The organism is Lysinibacillus sp. F12 (assembly GCF_057773605.1).
Window position 1 is genome coordinate 755,854 of sequence record NZ_JBYMLP010000003.1, and the last position, 22,519, is coordinate 778,372.

Consider the following 22,519-nt stretch of genomic DNA (forward strand, 5'->3'; position numbering starts at 1 on the left):
TAAGACAACGAGCGCGATTGTTTAATAAACGTCGCTGTTCTTCTTCAATTAGCGAGGTGCTTTCGTAGAGGAAGAGACAGTAAACGTTGTCTCCTTTTACTACTTAAATGCTATTTTGATATACTTGCTAGTGCGTGAAAAAATATGTATACTATCAACCGCTGATTTTCTACAAATGCAGCTCCTAAATCTTTAGGATGCTTTTTACACCTGTTACGATGGCAAGGGTATATCCCTTTTCTTGCTACAAAGGCTAGGCATTTGAATATGAGCGCTCGAAGCACACATCTCCTTATTCATTTATGGTACGCAAACATTTTATTTTGTATTTCAATATAGAATTGCTGTATATCAAATTGATGATGCTTTATAACATCCTCGGCTACTTGTCGAACTTCCTTTTGAATTACATCATCCTTCTCTTCTGTTAAATTGATGATGATGTGGACATGTTCTGATGTCATCGTGTGGTCGATACTGAAGACACCAACATGTTGTGCAGTCATCGTTTCAAATAAATGAGCCATAACATCATTATAGCTAAGCCTGGTCGAGTCAGTGGCTACAGGATCATAAAGATTTTTAATTGTTATTTGAAACGATATCGGGTTTAAATCATTTTTTTGAATACAATCAAGTATCGTTTCCTCTATTTTTTGTTTGGACAGCTGATTGATTGTTTCAGGTATAGACACAAGGAGCTCCATTTTCCCATTTGGCACGACAGCATAGTCTAATTGAAAGCTATAAGATTCTTTTTGCAGGGCTATGACAATATCACTAATAAGAAATTGATAATGTTGCATATAACCTAATAGTTCATCGTTGCTAGGTTGCGATAGAGACGCATTTGATTTCTCAGCATTTTGAATAGGCGTATGGGAAAAAAAGAAAAAGACGACACTAACAATGATGGAAATAAGAAACCATAAGGTAAATAGTTTTTGGATAAACATCTATAGCCCCCTTATTGGGGACTATATGCAAGGTCATTCAAGGAAATTACGATAGAATTTTATAAAATAACACACGGTCTTGATTTTCGCCGCTATAATCACTATGGATAGACATATTATCCATCACCTTGTCACCCTTCTCCATTCTAAATCCCAAATTTTTGTGAAAGGCAATGGATACTTCGTTTATAGGGGATGTAACACACTTAACGATATTACGGTGATACTGTTTCACCACATGAAAGAATACATCATATAACCTTTTTGCAATATTCTGTTTTCTATAATCAGGGTGAACCCCTACAAAATGAATGAACGCTTCATTTGTGTTGGATTGTGATAAAAAACCGACAAGAAAACCAATGATCTCGCCATCCTTTTCCATGATGAGGCTTGTGTTCGTAAAGTGATCGAAAAATAATTTAGGCAGTTTATCTGACATATTCCTTCCGCCCCACCACTCATTAATTACTGGCAATAAAGTATAATAATCTGCACTCTGTAAGCTACGAATGTTCATGGTATCCTTCCTCCCTTTCAACTTCACCTTTTAACTGGACATCGTTATGTAGGTCAAGCTACCGATGCATATGACTTTAATTTGTCCTTTGGATATCTCAGATGACTAACAACACTATACCCTCCATCTAAGATGTTTAATCATACTGTTATTTTAACCTACCAGTTATTTCAATTTCAATCTCTCCTTCAAACCTTTGCCATAACCAATGATTTTAATGTATCGCTTAAAGTCTGAATACGATTTGTCGTATCCGTCATCTTCACTAAGAGCTTATTTTCGTCCTCCACTGAATGCACTATATCACCTGTTGATGATGCATTTTGCTCTGTCATTTTATTCAGCTTTTCAATTTGAGATTGGATTGCCTCAAATTGTAAGATGGCACTGCTTAATTCGTGCATCCCCCTTGTCAAGTCTGTATTCGTTTGCGTAAATGATTCCTTTAAACTATTAAAGAAATAACTGACATCCTGTAAAAGCTGTTCCCCGTGCTGTAATGCTTTTTCACCATCATCAGAACGTTGATGAGCCTCCGTCGCTTTCTCAAACAACGTTTTCGTCACATTCGTAATACTGACCGTAATGGCAGCACTTTCCTCCGCTAGCTTTCGTACCTCTTCCGCTACAATAGCAAATCCCTTACCATGTTCCCCCGCCCTAGCAGCTTCAATGGCTGCATTTAGTGCCAATAAATTTGTCTGCTGCGCAATATGTGTGATCCCCTGTAGCAAGCTATCCACCGTTTGCAAACTGAATTGAAGCTCGTTGACGGTTTCTCCGGTTGAGCTCATGGCATGACTCATCACGCTCATTTGAGCCATCGCGTCCTGCATTTTAGCCCATCCTGCCAAAACCTCTTGCTGAAGTTCAGTAGATTTCTCCACTGTGTCCTTTGAAATCGTCAACGTTTCATTTACAAAATGAACAGAATCACTCATAGTGACATGAATCATTTGCAAACTAGAAGCCTCTTGCTGAATACTGGCAGAAATATCCTCAGTGGCTAATAATATTTGTTTACTAGAGCCAGAAATACTTTGCATGGTTTGCTGGAATTGCGTCACATGTTCGTCCAAAGCCTGACTGCTTTTCTCGATTTCCTGGAATGTATTTTGTAATTGATTGAAAGAAGCTTGGACTTCATTTTGCTGAATTTCAGCATGTTTAATAAGCTCATTCCCCCATTTAGCAAGTAAATAAAAAGCAATAATGACACCGTTCATAATCGCTAGAAGCGTGATGAAAACAATGATGTCATCAAAGGGCCCTAATAAAGATGAAGAATTGACCAAATATAAAATGATAAAGCTAATGTTAGTTAGCAACCCAAAAAACACAATTAATTCCTTTTTAAAATAAAGCGCGATAATGGCAATGGTGCACAGCAAAATATAATGTTTATTCAATGAAAAACTATCTAGCAAAAATAATGTAAACACTATACTTGATGGAATAAGACCAAAGATAAACCCTTTTACATAAGCTTTTATCGGCAAAAAATAATTGCATATAGCTAAGGCGATAACGGCTAGTCCGACAAATAAAAATAGTATTCCTTTTGATATAATCATAGGTCCACAAATTAGAATGGCTAAAATCGATATTATTGCCAAATTAACTCGGTGCACTTTCCTTGTATCATAACGAATTTTGTTCTCCATAATGATCCCCCTAAAAAATGAATGGACATTCAGTTTGATTTTCTATTATTATATAGTATAACTACTACTTTTTGTAGCTAAAAATTGACTTTTAGAGCATATACTTCACATTATTGAAATTAAAGGGGGAATTCTTTTGAGCAGAGTCCAACAAATCGCCGCAAATTTTTATTGTATTGATACACATGATCTAAATAGAGAGCAACGAACAAGCTCCTATCTATTAATTGATGAAAAAATAACCTTAATTGAAACGTCTGCTAGTCCATCCGTTCCATACATTATGGAAGGATTAAAGGAATTAAATATCGCTTTAGAGGATATTCACTACGTCATTGTGACACATATTCATTTAGACCATGCCGGTGGTGCAGGCTTATTTTTACAGAGCTGCCCTCATGCTAAATTAGTTGTTCATCCTAGAGGGTCGGCCCATATGATCGATCCGGGAAGACTCATTTCCAGCGCTAAAGGCGTTTATGGGACCGAATTTGACCGCCTTTTTCATCCGATTGTGCCGATCGATGCAGCCCGAATTATAGAAGTAAGTCATGAACAACAACTCCATTTAGGACAACATCATTTAACGTTTTATCATACAGAGGGCCATGCAAAACATCATGTTTCTATGCTTTATTCCGCTACTAACGGTCTTTTTGTTGGGGATACAACAGGTGTACGTTACCCAGAAATGGACGGTGAAGCAATTGATCTAATCATACCTTCCACTTCCCCAAATCAATACAATCCTGAAACGATGGAGCATTCCATTCAATTGTACGAAAAGCTACAGGCAAGCGAATTATATTTTGGCCATTATGGAGCTTATAAAAATCCAGCAGAGGCCTATCGTCAAGTACGTTATTGGACACCTCTTTTTTTAGAAGAAGGCCGTAAAGCACAAGGAGCATCCAGCCAGCTCCAGGAACAAATTCGCGATTTAGATGCTCGATTAAGGGAGCTGTTATTTAGCTACTTACAAGCAAATGGTCTATCACCCGACCACCCTGTCTATCAAACCATTCCATTCGATACGATTGTGTCAGCGATGGGAATATTGGATTATTTAGAAAAAGTGAAAGCACAGGTTACACTTTAATCATAAAAAGGGTCAAGAAGTAGCTTACAATACTTCTTGACCTGATGAGCATTATTCATTTATACGATCTAAAACTGCTTGAAAGTCCTGTTGTTCCCCTACTTCACGAAAGTATTTAAAGGGATTGCTTATTTTCTTCATTCGCTCCATAACAGCAGGAATCGAAAAATAATAGGGTTTTAAATCGTCATTAACCTCTTCCCAATGGAGTGGCGTTGCGACTAAGCCTAATTCATTTCCACGAGTGGAATAAGGGGCAATTATCGTCTTACCTTCAGCATGCTGCACATAATCTAAATATAATTTATTATGGCGATTTTTTTTAAATCGCTCGATTGTATATAAATGTGGCTTTTGTTGGCATAAAAAACGACAAGCAAATTCAGTAAAAACGCGAACCTCCTCATAGGTAAATTTATTTGCTGGTAACGGGATATAGAGCTGTAACCCTTTCCCGCCTGAAGTTTTGACAAATGATTGTAGCTGAAAATAATCAATAATTCCTTTTAAATCTAGTGCCCCTGCAATCGCCAAAGAAAAATGGTCCGTTGAAGGGGGATCTAAATCGAAGACAATCTCTGTCGGATTCATAGTTTGTCGTGTTTGAAATGGAATATGCCACTCTAATGCTAATTGATTGCCCAGCCATAACAATGTTTCAAGATTATTACAGACCATATAATCAATCTCATCCATCATCGCTGTGCCTACAAAATCAGGTAATTTATCTGGTCTACTTTTTTGATAAAAGCTTTCCCCAGGAACACCATGTGGATAGCGTATTAAAGTTAATGGGCGATCTTGAAGAAATGGCAATAAATAGGGCGAAACACTTTGTAAGTACGATAAATAATGATCCTTTGTTACACCTATTTCTGGCCATACAGGTTTATCAGGATGTGTTATAGGAACTGTTTCAGGAATAGGAAACAGCTGTCGCTGCATATGCTGCCATTGGCAAATATCTGGTGTTAATTCCAATCGAAAGGCATGAAATTTTGGTTCTCGGAGCTTACTACCATCAAAATCTATGCAGGCAATATCAACACAAATAGAAGGCTCTAACTCCCACAATTCTTTCTTACGTTGCCCTTGAGCCTGAAAAAAAGCAACGAGTGTTTGATGCTCTTCCTCCTTCATGCCATGTTTAAATGTAACAACCTCTCGTAAATTTCCTCCGTCATAAATGGAACCTTGGAAATAGCCATTACTATGATCATATTGCGTCACAATGACTGTCACATAACGCCAGTTTTTAATTTTCAACCAATGGCTTGAGCGTGTGTTATCCAGCCATTTACTAGTTTTCTTCTTGGCAACCATGCCCTCCCCATTATAGACCTTAATCGCCTGCCATAAAATATTACTTTCCTCCTTAGCCTGCACAATTTGTATGACCTTTCCATCTTGATCATCTACATTGGGAAGCTTTACCTTTGCTGCTAGCTTTGCCAATTGCTCTTTACGAGTTTTTAAATAACGGTTGCTAAACGATTCCCCTTTGATCATTAACATATCAAACACGAGAAGCCTCATGGGGAAGGCTTGAGCATGCTTTGCAATGACATCTTGATTTTGCATTCTCCCTCTTTGCTGGACAACAGAAAATTCACTTTTATATGGATTGCTTAAATACACAAGCTCCCCATCAAAAATGAGTGGTAAAAATGCTTTCACTGAAGCATGTATTTGGTGACAATAATCTATAATTTCAGGAAACGAATGATTTAAATTGCGCCCGTTCCTACTAATAAGTATCGGTTGCTCATCCCATATTAAGAGGCATCGAAAGCCATCATATTTCGTTTCATAAAGCCAGTCATCCCCTATTGGAATTTCATTTGCTTCCGTTAAAAGCATTGGTTTCATGTCACAATACCTACCTTGCTTTTTATCTACAGTGTTTGATGATTTCGATTTACAATACATAAAATACTGCAAAAAATATCATAGTAAGAAAAAGAGGTGACATTTGTATGCATACAGTATGGAAAGGAAGCATTTCCTTTGGACTTGTCAATATCCCAGTAAAGCTTCATGCCGCTACGGAAAATAAAGATATTAAACTGCGACAGCTCCATAAGGAATGCCATACACCGATTAGCTATAAAAAGGTTTGCGAGGGGTGCAATCAAGAAGTAAAAGATGAGGACATTGTAAAAGCTTATGAATATACAAAAAATAAATTTGTCGTACTGGATCAAGCGGATTTAGAAAACTTACGGAAAGAAAATGAAGATAAAGCCGTAGAAATTATTGATTTTGTACAATTGACGGAAATCGATCCGATTTATTTTGAACGCACCTATTTCCTATCCCCTGATTCTACTGGTGCTAAAGCCTATTCATTATTGCGTAAAACATTAGAGCAATCTGGCAAAATCGGCATTGCTAAAATCATTATTCGTTCAAAAGAACAGCTTGCTGTTGTGCGAGTGTATCAAAATGCACTCGTGATGGAGACCATTCATTATCCTGATGAGGTGAGGAGTGTCGGGGATGTCCCGAATATTCCAAGTGAGCAGGACGTTGTACCAAAGGAGTTAGAGACAGCTCTGATGCTGGTCGACCAATTAACTACCACATTTAACCCAGAGAAATATACAGACGATTATCGGAATGCATTGCTGGACTTAATCGAAGAGAAAAAAGCAACCAATACGGTAGCTACGAACGATCAACAACGACCAGTTCCCGATAATGTCACAGATTTAATGACTGCGCTACAGGCATCCTTAGATAAAACGAAAAAGCCTACTACAAGAAAGCGTACAACACGCACAAAGAAAAATGCCTAAAAATGAAGCGTATCCACTCATCGGGATACGCTTTTTATTGATTGAAACTGACGAAAATAATTGTCTACATCCTTTTGGTGCTGAACTAATAATACTTTATCTAATAGATCTTCCCTTTTTGTAAAAAATTGTGGCTTCCCCACCTCTTCAAAACGTTTATTCCATCGAAACATTTTAAAAAAAATCGAAAAAGTTGGCTGATAATGGGCTTTTTCGATTCCTATTTTTTGTTTGACGAACCTCTTTATAATCCGAGCAGTACGAATTTTATAAGGCGTATCTAGAAAGATAATACAATCCGCTTGCTGGAAGCTTTGTGTCACCCATTCCTCCTGATGGATTCCTTCAATAATCCACCCGTCTGTTTGGATAATACATTGTAGATATTCCTGTCTCTCTTGCTCCGTCCTTCTAATATCCCCCGATTGTTTACGAATCCAAACTACATTGTCTAATTCATGAAAAGAAAGCTGAAGCATTTTGGATAATGAACGTGCTAATGTTGTTTTCCCACTACCAACAGAGCCAATAATATGTATTTTTCGCGGAAGTTCCAATGACATTGTAGTATCCCCCTCTGTATCCTTGTAGAAATGTCCATTTATTATACAATAAAATAGGAGGACCATACATGAACCCACCCAATATCCAAAACAATGTACAAACCTATTATAATCCTTCTGATTATGAATCTCAGGTATGAAACAACACCAATGAACGCTAAGTTTAATCTGTAATATCTCTTATCATTCACTTCAAATTGTCTCCTTTTATCCAAATGGAAAGAACATTCCTTACTGAATATACTAAATTTTTAAAATAATAGCTTTGATAACCAACACTTGTTTAAAAATGTTAATCTATTATAAAAAAGGGTGATCATTTGTCAAAAAACTCCTATAAATATTTAAAATATATAGCGTTATTTATTCTCATAATTCAAGCCCTATATTTAGGAATTCCAGATTCTGTTGAGCCTGTGTTGGTTTATGAGTACATTCTATTTTTCGGATTCGCTTATTTATTTGCTATTCTTCAAGATTTTTTTAATCCAAGTGAAAAAACCGCTATATTATTACGTGTAGCCCTTATCATCAGTTCAATTATCATGGCTATTATATCCATCTATTATAAAGAAATGTTCACGATTATTTTTTCTATAATAATGACCATTGGGATAAGTTTCTCATTACATTTAGCAATCAAACATAAGCAAAAGGATTAAATACTCTTTGCTTGTTTTTCTAAACCAATGGTACGAATATGTTGTTTTTGTTAAGTAATTAATATTGTTGCCAATTCAAAACGGATTGTACTGTTTGCTGTGCAGGTCTTTTAAAAAGGATTTGCAACCAAACTAACACCTAAATTTTAATAAAAGGTGAGACAATGAGAGAAAATTTAATTTCTAATCTATTACTTTTATTTGGCACGTTTGTTTTACTAGGGGCCTTCGCTTATCGGTTATTGATTACTTCTGATATACCCGTTTCATATACAATTGATGAAGCCATGATTCTACATGTACTCCTATTTAGTTCCACACTGTTATTTGTGTATGGCTCAATTATTGGCTCTCAAAATGCCATTCGCTACACTCTAATAGCTGTATTAATGCTATTTACGATGCTGAACACCTTTCTTTTCGATACCGATGCTGAATATTTTGGCGCTTCTTATGCTCAAATAGCCATAGCATTTATCATGCACCCATTATTAGTTATATTAGTGAATATTTTTATGCAATTAAAAACAAGATGAACCGATTGAGGCTGGTCTTGTTAACATAACAGATACAGAGTCAAGCAAGTTCTTTTTCATAATAAGCAACTTATTATTCCATGAAAAAAAGGATAGATTTTCTTCATCTATCCTTTCCTTTTAATCCGTACTACCTTACTCTTCTTTTCTCACCTGATAATGCATTTGGACCATTTGACCGTATCGCTTTGTCTCGAGTAGCTTTAAATCTTCAAATGGACGCGGTTGTTTAAATAATGGAATACCTGCCCCTAATAAATGCGGGGTAATGGTGATAATCCATTCATCAACCAACTGCTCCTGTAAAAAAGCATCCAATATATGAGCTCCACCGACCATCCAAATTTTTGCGCCTGATTGTTGTTTTAATTTCTTAGTGAACGCCACAACATCCCCTTGGACAAATTCCACATGCTCATCTTTCCCTGTTTGAGATTTGGTGAACACATAACATTTCTTATCAGGATAAGGGAATGTATCGAGATGCTCTTTGACATAATCATATGTTCGTTTCCCCATAATAATCGTATCGATGGTTTGATACATATCAGCATAGCCATTATCCCCTTCCCCCTCTGTTTCTTCCAGCCATTGTAAGTCATCATTTTCTTTAGCTATAAACCCATCTAAACTTATTCCGATAAATACCACTATTTCTCGTGACATCATGTCAGCTCCTCTTCTTTTGAAAATCTTTCGTACAATGTATATACTAAACATAAAACATGACAACTATTGACATGATTAATTAAAAAAGGTGAAAGAATATGTCCAAGGCTAAACGATTAATTGATATTTTGTTATTTGTCAGCGCTAAAAAGCAATTTACAGCCCAGGAAATTGCCGATGCCTTCAACATTTCTGTAAGAACAGTGCATCGTTACCTGTTAGATTTAAGTGATATGGGGCTGCCAATTTACGCAGAGCAAGGAAGAAATGGTGGATATACAGTGCTTTCAAGTGCCATTCTTCCCCCTATTTTATTTACAGAGGAAGAAGCGGTTGCTATTTTCTTTGCGTTCCAATCTCTGCAATATTATCGTGATTTACCATTTAATACGGAAATGAAGTCTGTTTCACAAAAACTATATGAATCGTTACAGAAAGAGGCGCAAAAAAAGGTAGATAGTCTGCAATCCTATATTGCCTTTTGGAATCCTAAACGCGCTATTTCTACACCTCTATTATCAGACGTATTAGAAGCGGTTATTAACCATTTACAATTAGACATTCAATATGAATCAAAATCAGGCATCACAACTAAGCATGTCCATCCTATTGGCGTGTATGCGCATGATGGCTTGTGGTATATGCCTGCTATTCATTTACAAACAGAGAAAATCCTTCTATTTCGAGTTGATCGCATTCATTCAATGAATAAAAGCGATAAAGGCTATGAGACATCTGTTCATTTACAGCAATGGCTAGAGAGTCCCCATGAACCTCAGCAGCCAATACGCTTGTATGTCGAATTAACAAGAGAAGGTGTACGACAATGCAGAAGTGAGCCAAATTTCGAGAAGGTGGTGGTTGGTCATAGTGATGGAACTGGCTATATCAATACAATGATTGACCAAGGAGAGATTCACTTTATTAGCCCCTTTTTTTATCGCCTAGGTCCGGATGCGATTGTCAAAGAACCACCTGAATTAATTCAGCTTTTGCGTCAACATGCTCATGCTATATTAGCGACATACCTTATAGAAAGCTAATTCCAAATATGACGATTTTGTAAGATTCACGTAACATTCTTCGTTACTAATTTTTAGGAAACGACCTTATACTTGGTTGTAAGGAGGAGATGACGTTGCAACCAACCGACAACAACAAACGTATTGATACTTTAGATTATTTAAGAGGGTTTGCCTTACTTGGCATTATTTTAGTGAATATCCCTGCATTGATGTGGATTGCACCACCACAAATAGCTAGTGATATTGCCTATAGTCGATTTCTCACGCTTTTTATAGAGGGTAAATTTTTTATTATTTTTTCTTTTTTATTTGGCATAGGATTTTATCTTTTTCTTTCGCGTGCAATGGCTAGAAATGATAGAGCCTATGTATTATTTAGTCGCAGACTTTTACTATTATTATTAATGGGGCTTATCCATTTCTATTTTCAACCAGGAGAAGCATTAACTGTCTATGCCATCTTTGGTTTTTTAGCCTTACCTTTTTATAAAGTACGGAAAGAAATCAATTTAATAGTTGGGATCATTCTATTAGCCCTGTCAGCTTATTTTGGGATAAAGATCCTCATGCCTTTCCCACTAATTTTGCTAGGTTTAACTGCTGGACAATACCGCCTATTTGAAAACATCTCTGTACATCGAAAAAAAATAATGCTAGTGACGATTGTAATGTTCTGTGTTAGCATAGTTAGCTGGCTTTATCAGTGGCACTATGTCCCTACAGCCAATGTTAATATCAATCATTTATCCAAAATTCAACTGGAAGAGCATATTACTAATATGGAGCAATTTGCGTTAATTGGACTACAGTTTAGCCCATTTGTTTCCGCTTTTTACATGGGGGTTATTATCCTATGTTTACAAAGTGTATTATTCCAACGACTATTATCACCATTAAAGGCGTATGGACGCATGGCCCTAACAAATTATTTAGGGCAAACTGCACTCATTTTAATAATCGGTCATACATTTCAACTAATTGGGCAAATTCGATTCCTCGAGTCACTATGGATTTGTCTAGGTATTTACGTTTTACAATTAATCTTCAGTAAGCTATGGTTACACTATTTCCGCTTCGGACCACTGGAGTGGCTGTGGCGAATGGGGACCTATTGGACAGTCCCTCCCCTTAGAAAAAGAAAAGATTTTTAGCCAAGGATATATACCTATCAGCATAAAGCAAAACGTCATATATTGGTAATGTACCCTACTCGCTTTCCATCTTTGCTCATATCTTCAGGAAGATACACATCCCCATTTTTTTTGGTCACTTATTGAAAAATAAGTGACCTTTTTTGGCTGCTAGTCACCATGGTTCTGCACCTGTCTCTTACAGCATGCATACTATACATATAATACCCTTTTTTGCAGGGAGGATTTTATGAAAAATAACAAAGGCTATCGGAATAGTGAAGGAGCTGAGTCAGTGAGTCAAGCTGCTAAGCTGGCTGTTATTGCGGGAGCCATCACAACACTTGGTGATGCACTAGCGACCATTGCAGCAGGTCTTGCCTTGGAAGATGAGTTACAAGAGAACCAAGGTAAAAATAATGATATTGATAAACTGCAAAAGCAAATTGACGATTTAAATTATGAAATGAAGCAATTAAAAAGAATGCTTCGGTAAAATGTAGCCATGAACGTAAAAAAAACGACAATATTCAAAGGATATTGTCGTCTCAGACTGTAGACAAACTCAAAAAATTTGAGAGTTTGCTTACAGTCTTTTTTCTTTTACAATGAAATAAAGTAAAGCTGTTGATTTCCACTACGGGCGGACGCTTTCCGCGGGCGGGGTCGAGCTGCTTCCCTCGCTTCGCTCAGTCCAGGATCTCGACTTTCCCGCTTTTCCCGCAGGAGTCGCCGCCCTTCGTTCCCATCAACTTCTACATAAAGTACTTACTTTTATCTACATAGGGTGTTGAAAAGTAAATTCTCCATGCAGAACATTTATTTATCGATTCCACGCATGTGAAAGCGAGTGCGAATAAACGGAAGGATGATAAAAAGGTTGTGCGAAAAGAAACACGGGCTTATGAAGAGAAGCTTCAATTAGAGGTAAATATGGATCGTGAGGAACACGGAAAAAAGCCCTTTCCCCTGAAGAAGTTTGAAAAGGAAGAATGGAAAGAAATAAAGGAAAGTACGACAGATCCTGAAAGTGGCTATTACGTGAAGGATGAACGTACGAAACAGCTTGCCTATTCTTTCCATGCAGGCGATGCTTACTTTTGCTGCCATTAATTTAAAGAAACTAGCTACTTGGACATGGCAGACAGCTTAAGAGAGCATCTATGCTCGAAGAGGATGTTGGATACAGCAATGATATACCAAATATTGAATATGAAAGAGAAAGAAAAATGACAAAAGCCATCGAGAATGAACTTCTCGACGGCTTTTGTCTACAGTCTGAAACGACAATATTCAAAGGATATATTCGTTTTTAAATTTTACAATGAAATAAAGTTAAGCAAGCAATCTTCACGGTGGATGGTCTGTTTTCGGTGGCGGAATAGCCCTTCCTTCCAACTGTCTTCGTAAAATGAACTTTTAAGGGTATAAACGATAATGACAAATCATCAAATCATTTAGCAGCCCAAATATCAAGCTCTATTTTAATCTCTGGCAAACCTAGTGCTGATACATAGGCTATGGTCATTGATGGATAGGAATCGCCAAACATACCTTGCCATTGCTCGTCGAAATAATCCCAATCTATTTCCTCTGTAGCCCAAATATTGACCTTTACAATGTGAGAGGCATCAATTCCCTCTGAAGCTAAAATCGTTTCAATATGATAAAAGGTATTTGTTATTTGTTCCTCTAATGTCTGTGGTAATTGATCATCTTGGTCCAAACCAATTTGACCAGAAAAAACATACATTGTTGCATCTTTTGGAATAATTGTGACATGACTATATTTCCCTACAGGCTTTGGTGCCTGTATTGGGTTTTTACGCACTAGTTTTGATTTCATGTTGAATCTCCTTTAGGTTCTTTTTTTCTAAAAAAGTGCAGACTTATCCCTTGTTCAACTATTCTAGAAAAAAACAGCAGTGGAGAATCCAATGCCCATGCTTAAAAAACGGATAGATCTTTTTTTCATAAGCTTTCTCCCCTTTACCTAAAGTTATTGCCATATTACCATTTCTATCCCTCTTTTTCAATTTATAACTGAAATTATTAAGAATTTTCTTTTTAAGACTCTGAGGCAATTAACTATTTAAACATAGCGAATCTAACATATACTTAATAGTGTAAAGCTAAATTAGCCTTACACCTCCGAAATTGTTACTAGGGTTACTCCATCCCAAGTGGCCCTTCCTTTTTTCACAATTAAAACTAGGTACTCTCTTTGTGGAGTACCTAGTTTTTTGGTTATTATGCGTGTTCATTCACAGAATACCATATCATCCTCTACAATTTTTCAACAAACTTCCAATAGGTGCCGTAAGCATAAACCATGATTGAAGTGCGCTTATATGTACTGGCATGATATTCTTTTCTTTTTACATCAAGTAAGGTATACAATTTACAAAATAAGTAAATGATATGTTTTGTAAGGGGGGAATCGCTATGAACACTAATGTGACTAAACCCTAAACCCTTTATTCCATCCCCAAGTTCATAGCGATTACCGTTCTAAAAAATTCAGGTCTCATTCGAGTACCTGTTTTTTTTCATCGTTTTTTATAGTTTTTAGGGCATTATCATTTACTACGTGTCGGATGTCCATTGATATAATTTATACTGTCTTTCATTTCTTCTAATAATTTTGTTTGTCTTTTTAGTTGCCTAATCGTACTAATAGCAAACCAAATTATAAAAATAATCGGAATTATGTAAAACAACAGTCCTACTATCGAAAATAAACTAAATATAATATCTCCATTATTATAATTATTCAAATCCTAAACCTCCTGTCTTTAAACAAGATTGTAGCATACTAGATTTCAATTTGGTATTAAAATGGAAAATGTCAATGTGTTATAACGATTATTCTTTGCAGGCTACTCACTTTTCCCACAGAAAACGAGTAGCCCTCTTCTACAAAGAATTAACCTGAAATAAGACGTTTTTCTTTTAATGATCCCACTTGACCAAGAATTAGGGCTCCGAACATTTGTATAATCGTCTTCACTATAATTTGTCCTACAATAGCGGCAGGTACTGCTTCCCAAGGCAATATATTAGCTCCAAGTGGACTCAATCCAATGACTACAAAGATTGCAGAATCCAAAAACCCTCCCACGATTCCACTGTAAAGCACTCGCCAAGCCATTGGTAATTTCAGTCGACTATAGATTTCTGTATCAGCTGTTTCAGCCACAACAAATGAGACAGCCGATGCTACCACAATTAAAAGTGTATCCCCGAGTATGAATGACACTACTGCTGATAAAATTAAAGCTGTAACGATAAAGAAATATGTCTTTGTTCTACCATATTTATTTTGCACAAGGTCCCTGAAAATAAAGGTCGCCCCTATTAAAAGCGTCCCCATTGGAACAATAAACATCCCAAACTGTAATGGCGCAAATGCTGCTGTTACCACATTAGCGATGATAATCGATAATAAATAAAATAAAATTCTCATTCTGGTACTCCTCTAATACATTTATAGACATTTCGTAATGGCACACTATACACCTCTTTTATTTCCCCATACAAGAGTGTGCAACTGTGGCAATACTTTAACATCCTTTAATTCTTCATCTTTCAACACGCTATCAATCAGTGCATGATATTTATCTAGTAAATTTTTCATTAATCGCGAATTGTCATTCGTTGTGAGATCATCATTGCCGACTTGAAGATAAAAGGGGATAGTTGGAAATTGATGGTGAATTTGTTTAGCAAAATCGTAATCCTCTTGAGTAAAAACGACTATTTTTAGAGAAATATGGTGATGACTATTTCGCAATCTAAGTTTTCCAAAAATATCCACCAACACTGAATACTCTGTTGTCATACCTGAACTAGGCGCCTTGGGAGAAATGGTCAATTCATCAATGTCGTACATCCAGTTCTGCCACCTACTTCCTTGTGTTTCCACCGCAACCTTTATGTTGTTTTCTTTTAAAATGGCAATAAGCGCCTCTAAATTAGCATAAAGTGCAGGATTGCCGCCTGAAATCGTAACATATGAAAAGCCATTACCCCCAAGACGCTTCAACTCTGCCCAAATCTCTTCCGCTGTCATTTGAACAATAAGATGCTTTCCGCTACCGTCCCACGTAAACGACGAATCACACCACGAACAAGAATAATCACAGCCAGCCGTTCTTACAAACATGGTCTTTTGGCCCACTACCATTCCCTCGCCTTGAATTGTCGGTCCAAAGATCTCGATAACAGGTATCTTACTCAACTTCCATCCACTCCCGTCTCGCTTCTGCATAGCTTGTTGGAGTTTCATATAGTCTGATAAATTCTACACGCGCACCATTATTTCTTTGCTCATCACGCAAGGCCACTACCATGGTATCGTAAATCCAAACAACTATATTTTCTGCTGTAGTATTCATAGGTGGAAGCGTTTCGTTTAAATAACGGTGATCCAGATGAATCTCAATTTTTTGTTTCCATATTCTTTTGATATCACCAAAATCAATCATCAAGCCGCGTTCATCTGTATATCCACTAAGTCCCAATACAACACGATAAGTATGGCCATGTAGGTTTTTACATTTGCCCTCATAATGATGTAAATGATGAGCAGCATCGAAGGTAAATTCTTTGCTTACAAGCACACGCTTAGCATGATAGTTCAATTGATTACTTTGGATATCTACCCCTATTTTTTGGAGCTTATCGACGATTTTAAAATCTGACATGCTTAAAACTCCTTCCTATAGCTTAGATACTCATCAAGCCCTTTTTTTCGCAGTTTACATGCGGGGCATTCCCCACAACCATCTGCGATTACTCCGTTATAGCAAGTCAATGTTCTTTCCCGAACAAATTCTAGAGCCCCAAACTGATCGGCAAGCTCCCATGTCTGCGCTTTATTGAGCCACATTAACGGTGTATCAATCACAAAGGAATTATCCATCGATAAATTTAACGTTACATTCAAGGACTTAATAAAAACATCTCGGCAATCCGGATATCCACTGAAATCCGTTTCACATACACCAGTTACAATATGCTTGGCTCCTATTTGACTTGCTAAAACACCAGCGAATGAAAGAAAAAGAAGGTTTCGTCCAGGTACAAATGTCGATGGAAGCTCACCATTTTGACCGTCTTCCACTTTAATGTCTTGTCGTGTCAATGCATTCGGAGCAAGCTGATTTAAGAGGGTCATATCAAGTATGTGATGCTTAATACCAAGCTCCTCTGCTATCTGTTCCGCACATTCAATTTCAAGGCGATGTCTTTGTCCATAATTAAAAGTCACGGCCTCAATCTCTGCAAAACGTTCTTTTGCCCAAAACAGACAAGTTGTACTATCCTGACCTCCACTAAATACAACAATTGCTTTCTCCTGCTTCATCTATAAAAACTCCCTTTGATGGAAAAAACAGCACGCTAAGAAAAGGTGCTGCTTTCTCCTTAGTTTTTTTAAGAGGGTAGCTAAAAACCTCTTTTTTGATTGGACTAACTAATTTCTCGTTATCGATTATCAATTTTTTCTGGATAAAGGTCATGGTTCATTAAACGGTAATTTGCGATTTCTTCATATTTAGTCTCTGGCTTCCCATAGTTACACCACGGATCGATTGAAATCCCCCCACGTGGCGTAAACTTCCCCCAAACCTCGATATATCGAGGGTCAAGCAATGTAATTAAGTCATTCATAATGATGTTAACGCAATCTTCATGGAAATCACCGTGATTTCTAAAACTGAATAAATACAACTTTAGTGATTTACTCTCTACAATTTTTTTGTCTGGAATATACGAGATGTACATCGTTGCAAAATCAGGTTGATTGGTAAGCGGGCATAAACTAGTGAACTCTGGACAATTAAACTTAACGAAATAATCGCGATTGGAATGAAGATTATCTACTGCCTCCAATACCTCAGGTGCATATTCAAATGAATAGTTCGTTCCTTGATTACCTAATAATGTTAAATCCTTTAGTCCTTCTTCATGACTTCGACCAGACATAAAAAAACCTCCTTGTAAAATGTTTCCCAACACTTTCAAGAGAGGCTTTACCAATTCATCTATTAAAACATACGTCTAAACATAAAAAAGCCACGTCCGATATGGACATGGCAAATTGTCATGTTTCCATAGTTTTTTATAGAGGGTATCAGCTATGAACCTCTCCCGATCAAGTTCGGGCATTCTTTTCCTCCATATAATACGAAAAATAGTACGAAACGTCAAATAGATTTTTTCATACAAAATCCCTGAATTGCTTCTTCTGAAATTACACTGTCATTCTAGGCTATATTTTAGCAGCTCATAAAATCTTAGCTGGGCATAGTTTCATTACTATTCGTAAAAAATAAAACCTGAGTGTAGTATTACTTAAATCCTATAATCCACTCTAAAGTAATACTATTATAGTCGGTTAGAAGTGACCTTTCTCAGCTCTATTAGCGCAAAATTAGCTAGATAATGCTCCCTTAAAATGAAAAAGCTCCTAACATATTTTCAAACTGAAATAAATCAACTACAATGGACAAATGGTAGAAATTCTAAAATCTACCCAATTACCTTAATTTATACAAATTTACTGTGAAGGAGCACGAACATGAAAAAGAAGTTTTTATCCTTACTCATGACCGTCATAATGGTCCTGTCCGTAAGTGTAGCGGTGTATGCTGATGAAAAGTCACCACCTGCGACAAGAGGAGAAATTGTTAAAACCTTGTTGATAGCTGCAGATACCTATCAACCAGGACTAAATAAGGAGGCAATTATACAAGGCTCTAAAAACAAAGATTTACGAGAAAATGAGCCAGCGAAGAAAGTTGAAGCTTTAGTTATGTTGAGCAGAGCATTCGGCGAATTGCCAAAGCCTGTTGGAAATGATCTTCGCAGTGGCACATTTGGAGTTGAGTATACTGATGTACCTACATGGGCTAAGAAAGATATCGATAAACTGACTAAAGCAGGCATACTGACAGGCAACCCTGACGGTACATTAGGAGCAAATGAAGAAATTACTATCGATGAATTCCAAAACCTGATTGCCAGAATATGGACACTTAAAGGTTCCCATTTAAACGATGATTTTTATGAAGCCATCAATAAGGAATGGTTAAATAAATCGACTATTCCAGTCGGAGAAATCATGGGCGGCGGATTTTCTGAGCTTCAAAAACAGAATACTGATAAAATCGAAAAGATAATAGATGAGCTCTCTGGCAAACAATTTGCAAAAGGATCAAAAGAGCAGAAAATTGCCGATTTCTATTCGACAGCATTGGATACAAACAATAGAAATAAACAAGGAATTGAGCCCATTCAAACATATGTAAAAGCAATTGATGAAGCTAAAACTCTTGCTGAACTTGTGCAAGCAGATCTTCATTTGGAGAAAGAATTAGGTATAAGCTCACTATTCAGCTTTGCCATTATGAACGATGCAAAGAATAGCAGTGAAAATGCTTTGTATTACACTGGGTTAGCTACTGGTTTGGATAAGAACAGTTTTGTAACTGAAGACTCTAACGCGAAAAAAGCCTATATTCAGTATATGACCAGACTATTAGTACTATCGGGCGAAAAAGAATCTACGGCAATTGCTCTAGCAGAGAAAATTTATGAAATGGAAAAAAGCTTAGCTTCCGTATCACTTGACCCTCATGAACAAGGCGACGTTAAGAAATACTATAACCCTTATACAATCGAGCAATTTAACAGCATGTTCAAAACAGTAGATATGAAACAAGTTTTAAATTCGATGAAAGTTGACAGTGTTGATAAAGTCATCGTATTTGATGTGAAGCTGGCGCAAAAAGGCGCGGAGCTCTTGAATGAAAAGAATCTTAATGTGCTGAAAGCTTACTCTAAATTGCAGCTCCTTATGGCAACTGGCGGTCTGTTGTCAGATGAATTCGGAGATGCTGCTAATGAGTTTTCTGCAACGTTATATGGAGTTTCAGGCGTAAAAACAGATAAGGAAATCGCAATAGCTAAGACAACTAGCACAATGAGCGGATACTTGGAGCAACTGTTCGCCGAAGAACATTTTTCACCAAAAGCTAAAAAAGATGTTGAACAAATGGTAGATAAGTTAATTGCTACGTATGAGGAAAGAATCAAATCCCTTGATTGGATGTCAGAAACAACAAAAGCTAAAGCAATTAAAAAGCTGGATACAATGATTGTTAAAATCGGTTACCCAGATAAGTGGGATACGACATTAGATAAAGTAACTATCAAGACATATGACGAAGGTGGTTCGCTATTTTCTAATACCTTCACAGTAACCAAAGCATACATTGATAACACAAAAGCTAAGCTAGGAAAACCAGTAGATAGAACGGCATGGGTAACGAGTGTCTATACCGTTAATGCTTTTTACAATCCTCTTAATAACGAAATTACGTTCCCTGCTGGTATTCTTCAAGCGCCTTTTTATGATATTAACGCTAAACCTGAAGAAAATTATGGTGCCATTGGCATGATTATTGGTCATGAAATCAGCCATGCATTTGATAACAATGGATCTGCATACGACGAAAATGGAAATGCAAATAACTGGTGGACAGAAGAAGACTTTAAGAAATTCGAAGAGAAAAACCAAAAGCTGATTGAGTTTTATAATGCCATTGAGATTATTCCTGGTGTTTTGAATGACGGTCAGCTTACATTAAGCGAGAATGGCGCTGATTTAGGTGGAATGGCGGCTTCACTGCAGGTTGTCTCTCAAATGAGTAATCCAGATTTTAAAGCATATTTCGAAAGTAATGCAAAAATGTGGAAATCCACAACAACAAAAGAATTTGCAGCAATTTTGAGCAAAAATGATGTACATTCATCCAATAAAGTTCGGGTAAACCGCACGATTGTAAACTTCCAGGAATTCTATGACACCTATGGAATTAAGCCTGGAGATGGCATGTATGTAGCTCCGAAAGATCGAGTTTCCATCTGGTAAACAGCTAATTCAATAGCTCTTACATCCCTATAAAAAAGTTAAGTGACTGTCTAGAGAAAGAGTATGGCGCTTTACTAAGATTGTTGCTGTTAAAACAAAAAGGCAGATTTAATCTATACATTTAGATTAAATTCTGTCTTTTGTTTCAATATTTCATGCATTAAATTTATCCATATTAGCAACCTTATCATTTTGGCTTACCTACTAAAACAAACGAGTAAAAGTTTCTCTAAATATTACCTATCATCACTTCATGTACTTTAAGGGGATAAAAAAACATCTTTCACCCAAACTAATGGTGGAGGTGAGATGATGATGGGTAATAATAAACATAAAAATAATAAAACGCAAGACAACAAAAAACAACAGAATCAAAATCAAAATGCTAACAGAGAGCGTAAAAACAGAGAAGAGTTCGCAGAGGAAATAGATTTCAGTCAAATTATAAATGAAAAGAATAAATAATTAATGTGGAACGTAGCCCCAATATCCTTTTAAAAAGCTGTATATTGGGGCTTTTTGTATTTCCTTAAACGAACCCCCTTCTATTGGCTATTTATACATTACCTAGATAGCTTCGTGTTATATTCTGAAGAACAATTTGTCCATTCTTACTGTATTTTTCGAATAACCCCGACAGGAGAAAAATGAAATTTTCATATTCGTCGTCGTGTTTTTTTGGAGCATACGAAGCTGATAAATTCCTTCCCAAGAAATCCTCATAATTAAAAATCAAATCATTTTGATACTTTATAAGCTCATACTTTCCATCCTTAAAAAAGCTGTTAAAAATTGCTGGAGTATCTTCCATTCCACCGCTAAATCCTTTGAAATTCGAACAGGTCTTTTGGCAAATTGCTGCATTCTCTTGAATAATTGGACTAGTTAAATCTCTACTATTCCACACAAGAGCAACATTTGCATTTTGTTTTAATATCCGTTGACATTCCATTTTAAAAGCTTTTTTATCAAACCAATGAAATGCCTGTGCCACAGTTACTAAATCAATACTATTGCCTTTTAATGTGGTATGTTCAGCAGTTCCTTTTATTGATTTAAAACGAGAATGGAAGCTTAAAGACTCCTCAGCCATCTTTCTCATGTCGTCATTTGGCTCCACACCAATAACATTCATCCCTTTTTCAAGTAACTGACGGCTCAATATCCCCGTACCTGAACCAATATCTGCCACCGTCTGTTCTCCTTTAAGTTGGTTTGCTGAAAACAAATAATCAATATATTCATTAGGGTAACTAGGGCGATATTTCGCATATATTTCGGCCTTGTCCGTAAAATTTTCAGTTGTTTTCACTGTACACCCTTCCTCCCCACACTATTTTCTTTAATGTTTTGATAATGAGATAAGGATCATACCTTACCAAAATTCATTATCACTCACACTTTATTAGCCCTCCGAAGCTTCAACACTTTTACAAACCATTAATACATTTCCTTCTAAATCTTTGAACACAAAATAAAAATCATCCTGTATTTCTGTTAAAAGTTCAACATGATTGTCTTTCATAAATTGATAAGAAGCTTGGATATCGTCCGTCACAAACTGAATGGATGGAACTTGGTAGGTGGCAATATCTCCATCCTCTTTTCTCCACATTGGCATAGCATCTAAAATCAACCCAGCCGTTCCTTCCATGGGTGCCACGAATAAATGCCCAAAATGTTCTTCTCCCCCCTCCAAACCAAATATTTTCCTGTACCATTCTATTGCCTTCTCTAAGTTACGAACTGGAACAAACACAGCACCCACTCTGTTTTTAATTGGGGTACTATTGTTAGAAATAATCATTCATACACTCTCCTTCCAATCAAGCATTCCATATACTTTAGAATTCTACCTCACCCTACTATTCACCTTTATTAGTTATCTATTACAACATCACTATCACAGCAAAAAAAAGCGTTAATCGATGGAGGATTAACGTCACAAATGTTTCTTTA

23 protein-coding genes, 1 pseudogene and 2 riboswitches are annotated in these 22,519 nt (G+C 36.6%); of the genes and pseudogenes, 10 read left to right on the forward strand and 14 right to left on the reverse strand.

Annotated features, from left to right (window positions below; translation table 11 throughout):
• Positions 1-296: 296 nt before the first annotated feature.
• The 3 genes from AC3CH7_RS17655 to AC3CH7_RS17665 all read right to left on the reverse strand — a co-directional run bounded on the left by AC3CH7_RS17655 (position 297) and on the right by AC3CH7_RS17665 (position 3,140).
• Positions 297-956 carry a hypothetical protein gene (locus tag AC3CH7_RS17655; protein ID WP_488381684.1) on the reverse strand — a complete coding sequence of 220 codons (660 nt, stop codon included), beginning with the start codon at positions 954-956 and terminating at the stop codon, positions 297-299.
• A gap of 46 nt (positions 957-1,002) precedes the next feature.
• Entirely contained in the window at positions 1,003-1,476 is a 474-nt protein-coding gene (locus AC3CH7_RS17660) for a GNAT family N-acetyltransferase (RefSeq protein ID WP_012294669.1), read from the reverse strand.
• A 188-nt stretch (positions 1,477-1,664) separates the two neighbouring features.
• Positions 1,665-3,140 (reverse strand): methyl-accepting chemotaxis protein, encoded by a 1,476-nt coding sequence (locus AC3CH7_RS17665; protein ID WP_200990369.1) that lies wholly within the window; start codon positions 3,138-3,140, stop codon positions 1,665-1,667.
• 136 nt (positions 3,141-3,276) lie between these two features.
• Between AC3CH7_RS17665 and AC3CH7_RS17670 the strand changes: the two genes are divergently transcribed.
• Positions 3,277-4,239: an MBL fold metallo-hydrolase gene (locus AC3CH7_RS17670; RefSeq protein ID WP_198695940.1), complete on the forward strand. Its 963-nt coding sequence runs from the start codon at positions 3,277-3,279 to the stop codon at positions 4,237-4,239.
• Positions 4,240-4,290: 51 nt separating this feature from the next.
• Here AC3CH7_RS17670 and AC3CH7_RS17675 read toward each other — a convergent pair whose 3' ends face one another.
• Positions 4,291-6,108: a DNA ligase D gene (locus AC3CH7_RS17675; RefSeq protein WP_197149558.1), complete on the reverse strand. Its 1,818-nt coding sequence runs from the start codon at positions 6,106-6,108 to the stop codon at positions 4,291-4,293.
• 107 nt (positions 6,109-6,215) lie between these two features.
• Here AC3CH7_RS17675 and ku point away from each other — a divergent pair, with 107 nt between their 5' ends.
• Positions 6,216-7,037 carry a non-homologous end joining protein Ku gene (gene ku / locus AC3CH7_RS17680; RefSeq protein ID WP_012294673.1) on the forward strand — a complete coding sequence of 274 codons (822 nt, stop codon included), beginning with the start codon at positions 6,216-6,218 and terminating at the stop codon, positions 7,035-7,037.
• A gap of 17 nt (positions 7,038-7,054) precedes the next feature.
• Here the strand turns inward: ku and AC3CH7_RS17685 are convergent, their stop codons facing one another.
• Positions 7,055-7,600, reverse strand: a complete 546-nt coding sequence (locus AC3CH7_RS17685; protein WP_488381685.1) for an AAA family ATPase — start codon at positions 7,598-7,600, stop codon at positions 7,055-7,057.
• A 320-nt stretch (positions 7,601-7,920) separates the two neighbouring features.
• On the opposite strand from AC3CH7_RS17685, the gene AC3CH7_RS17690 reads away from it, so the two are divergent.
• Both AC3CH7_RS17690 and AC3CH7_RS17695 read left to right on the forward strand, forming a co-directional pair.
• Positions 7,921-8,262 (forward strand): hypothetical protein, encoded by a 342-nt coding sequence (locus tag AC3CH7_RS17690; protein ID WP_488381686.1) that lies wholly within the window; start codon positions 7,921-7,923, stop codon positions 8,260-8,262.
• A 164-nt stretch (positions 8,263-8,426) separates the two neighbouring features.
• Complete coding sequence (locus AC3CH7_RS17695; RefSeq protein WP_488381687.1) at positions 8,427-8,798, forward strand: hypothetical protein; 372 nt, start codon at positions 8,427-8,429, stop codon at positions 8,796-8,798.
• A gap of 135 nt (positions 8,799-8,933) precedes the next feature.
• Here AC3CH7_RS17695 and AC3CH7_RS17700 read toward each other — a convergent pair whose 3' ends face one another.
• Positions 8,934-9,464 (reverse strand): dihydrofolate reductase family protein, encoded by a 531-nt coding sequence (locus AC3CH7_RS17700; RefSeq protein WP_036166404.1) that lies wholly within the window; start codon positions 9,462-9,464, stop codon positions 8,934-8,936.
• Positions 9,465-9,565: 101 nt separating this feature from the next.
• Between AC3CH7_RS17700 and AC3CH7_RS17705 the strand changes: the two genes are divergently transcribed.
• The 4 genes and pseudogenes from AC3CH7_RS17705 to AC3CH7_RS17720 form a co-directional block, all read left to right on the forward strand.
• Complete coding sequence (locus tag AC3CH7_RS17705) at positions 9,566-10,510, forward strand: helix-turn-helix transcriptional regulator (RefSeq protein WP_488381688.1); 945 nt, start codon at positions 9,566-9,568, stop codon at positions 10,508-10,510.
• A gap of 89 nt (positions 10,511-10,599) precedes the next feature.
• Positions 10,600-11,643: a DUF418 domain-containing protein gene (locus tag AC3CH7_RS17710; protein WP_488381689.1), complete on the forward strand. Its 1,044-nt coding sequence runs from the start codon at positions 10,600-10,602 to the stop codon at positions 11,641-11,643.
• Positions 11,644-11,872: 229 nt separating this feature from the next.
• Positions 11,873-12,118, forward strand: coding sequence for a hypothetical protein (locus AC3CH7_RS17715; protein WP_012294680.1), 246 nt, complete (start codon positions 11,873-11,875; stop codon positions 12,116-12,118).
• Positions 12,119-12,423: 305 nt separating this feature from the next.
• Positions 12,424-12,708 (forward strand): annotated as a pseudogene (locus tag AC3CH7_RS17720) (IS5/IS1182 family transposase); the annotation flags it as partial.
• Positions 12,709-13,075: 367 nt separating this feature from the next.
• On the opposite strand, the gene AC3CH7_RS17725 reads toward AC3CH7_RS17720, so the two are convergent.
• The 6 genes from AC3CH7_RS17725 to queF form a co-directional block, all read right to left on the reverse strand.
• Positions 13,076-13,468: a RidA family protein gene (locus AC3CH7_RS17725; RefSeq protein ID WP_012294682.1), complete on the reverse strand. Its 393-nt coding sequence runs from the start codon at positions 13,466-13,468 to the stop codon at positions 13,076-13,078.
• 1,080 nt (positions 13,469-14,548) lie between these two features.
• A complete protein-coding gene (locus AC3CH7_RS17730; protein WP_012294683.1) occupies positions 14,549-15,088 on the reverse strand; it encodes a VUT family protein in 540 nt (179 codons plus the stop codon).
• 45 nt (positions 15,089-15,133) lie between these two features.
• Positions 15,134-15,862 carry a 7-carboxy-7-deazaguanine synthase QueE gene (gene queE / locus AC3CH7_RS17735; protein WP_036161829.1) on the reverse strand — a complete coding sequence of 243 codons (729 nt, stop codon included), beginning with the start codon at positions 15,860-15,862 and terminating at the stop codon, positions 15,134-15,136.
• Positions 15,855-16,328 carry a 6-carboxytetrahydropterin synthase QueD gene (queD, locus tag AC3CH7_RS17740; protein ID WP_012294685.1) on the reverse strand — a complete coding sequence of 158 codons (474 nt, stop codon included), beginning with the start codon at positions 16,326-16,328 and terminating at the stop codon, positions 15,855-15,857. Before queD ends, queE begins: the two co-directional genes overlap by 8 nt.
• A gap of 2 nt (positions 16,329-16,330) precedes the next feature.
• Entirely contained in the window at positions 16,331-16,990 is a 660-nt protein-coding gene (gene queC, locus AC3CH7_RS17745) for a 7-cyano-7-deazaguanine synthase QueC (RefSeq protein WP_012294686.1), read from the reverse strand.
• Positions 16,991-17,043: 53 nt separating this feature from the next.
• A riboswitch (PreQ1 riboswitch) is annotated at positions 17,044-17,087 on the reverse strand.
• 22 nt (positions 17,088-17,109) lie between these two features.
• Complete coding sequence (queF, locus tag AC3CH7_RS17750) at positions 17,110-17,610, reverse strand: preQ(1) synthase (RefSeq protein WP_031418567.1); 501 nt, start codon at positions 17,608-17,610, stop codon at positions 17,110-17,112.
• Positions 17,611-17,732: 122 nt separating this feature from the next.
• Positions 17,733-17,779: riboswitch (PreQ1 riboswitch) on the reverse strand.
• A 426-nt stretch (positions 17,780-18,205) separates the two neighbouring features.
• On the opposite strand from queF, the gene AC3CH7_RS17755 reads away from it, so the two are divergent.
• Positions 18,206-20,560, forward strand: coding sequence for a M13-type metalloendopeptidase (locus AC3CH7_RS17755; RefSeq protein ID WP_012294688.1), 2,355 nt, complete (start codon positions 18,206-18,208; stop codon positions 20,558-20,560).
• Positions 20,561-20,872: 312 nt separating this feature from the next.
• Entirely contained in the window at positions 20,873-21,025 is a 153-nt protein-coding gene (locus AC3CH7_RS17760; protein WP_155729468.1) for a hypothetical protein, read from the forward strand.
• Between the two features lie 91 nt (positions 21,026-21,116).
• Here AC3CH7_RS17760 and AC3CH7_RS17765 read toward each other — a convergent pair whose 3' ends face one another.
• Both AC3CH7_RS17765 and AC3CH7_RS17770 read right to left on the reverse strand, forming a co-directional pair.
• Positions 21,117-21,872: a class I SAM-dependent methyltransferase gene (locus AC3CH7_RS17765; protein WP_012294690.1), complete on the reverse strand. Its 756-nt coding sequence runs from the start codon at positions 21,870-21,872 to the stop codon at positions 21,117-21,119.
• Between the two features lie 93 nt (positions 21,873-21,965).
• Positions 21,966-22,367, reverse strand: coding sequence for a VOC family protein (locus tag AC3CH7_RS17770; protein WP_036161832.1), 402 nt, complete (start codon positions 22,365-22,367; stop codon positions 21,966-21,968).
• Positions 22,368-22,519 lie beyond the last annotated feature (152 nt).

Coding starts and splice junctions, on each gene's coding strand:
- AC3CH7_RS17725 (WP_012294682.1), bottom strand. CDS start 13,468: ATGAAATCAAAACTAGTGCGTAAAAACCCAATACAGGCACCAAAGCCT.
- AC3CH7_RS17675 (WP_197149558.1), bottom strand. CDS start 6,108: ATGAAACCAATGCTTTTAACGGAAGCAAATGAAATTCCAATAGGGGAT.
- AC3CH7_RS17770 (WP_036161832.1), bottom strand. CDS start 22,367: ATGATTATTTCTAACAATAGTACCCCAATTAAAAACAGAGTGGGTGCT.
- AC3CH7_RS17755 (WP_012294688.1), top strand. CDS start 18,206: ATGAAAAAGAAGTTTTTATCCTTACTCATGACCGTCATAATGGTCCTG.
- queD (WP_012294685.1), bottom strand. CDS start 16,328: ATGTCAGATTTTAAAATCGTCGATAAGCTCCAAAAAATAGGGGTAGAT.
- AC3CH7_RS17700 (WP_036166404.1), bottom strand. CDS start 9,464: ATGTCACGAGAAATAGTGGTATTTATCGGAATAAGTTTAGATGGGTTT.
- AC3CH7_RS17730 (WP_012294683.1), bottom strand. CDS start 15,088: ATGAGAATTTTATTTTATTTATTATCGATTATCATCGCTAATGTGGTA.
- AC3CH7_RS17695 (WP_488381687.1), top strand. CDS start 8,427: ATGAGAGAAAATTTAATTTCTAATCTATTACTTTTATTTGGCACGTTT.
- AC3CH7_RS17655 (WP_488381684.1), bottom strand. CDS start 956: ATGTTTATCCAAAAACTATTTACCTTATGGTTTCTTATTTCCATCATT.
- AC3CH7_RS17715 (WP_012294680.1), top strand. CDS start 11,873: ATGAAAAATAACAAAGGCTATCGGAATAGTGAAGGAGCTGAGTCAGTG.
- queF (WP_031418567.1), bottom strand. CDS start 17,610: ATGTCTGGTCGAAGTCATGAAGAAGGACTAAAGGATTTAACATTATTA.
- ku (WP_012294673.1), top strand. CDS start 6,216: ATGCATACAGTATGGAAAGGAAGCATTTCCTTTGGACTTGTCAATATC.
- AC3CH7_RS17710 (WP_488381689.1), top strand. CDS start 10,600: ATGACGTTGCAACCAACCGACAACAACAAACGTATTGATACTTTAGAT.
- AC3CH7_RS17760 (WP_155729468.1), top strand. CDS start 20,873: ATGATGGGTAATAATAAACATAAAAATAATAAAACGCAAGACAACAAA.
- queC (WP_012294686.1), bottom strand. CDS start 16,990: ATGAAGCAGGAGAAAGCAATTGTTGTATTTAGTGGAGGTCAGGATAGT.
- AC3CH7_RS17665 (WP_200990369.1), bottom strand. CDS start 3,140: ATGGAGAACAAAATTCGTTATGATACAAGGAAAGTGCACCGAGTTAAT.
- AC3CH7_RS17705 (WP_488381688.1), top strand. CDS start 9,566: ATGTCCAAGGCTAAACGATTAATTGATATTTTGTTATTTGTCAGCGCT.
- AC3CH7_RS17685 (WP_488381685.1), bottom strand. CDS start 7,600: ATGTCATTGGAACTTCCGCGAAAAATACATATTATTGGCTCTGTTGGT.
- AC3CH7_RS17660 (WP_012294669.1), bottom strand. CDS start 1,476: ATGAACATTCGTAGCTTACAGAGTGCAGATTATTATACTTTATTGCCA.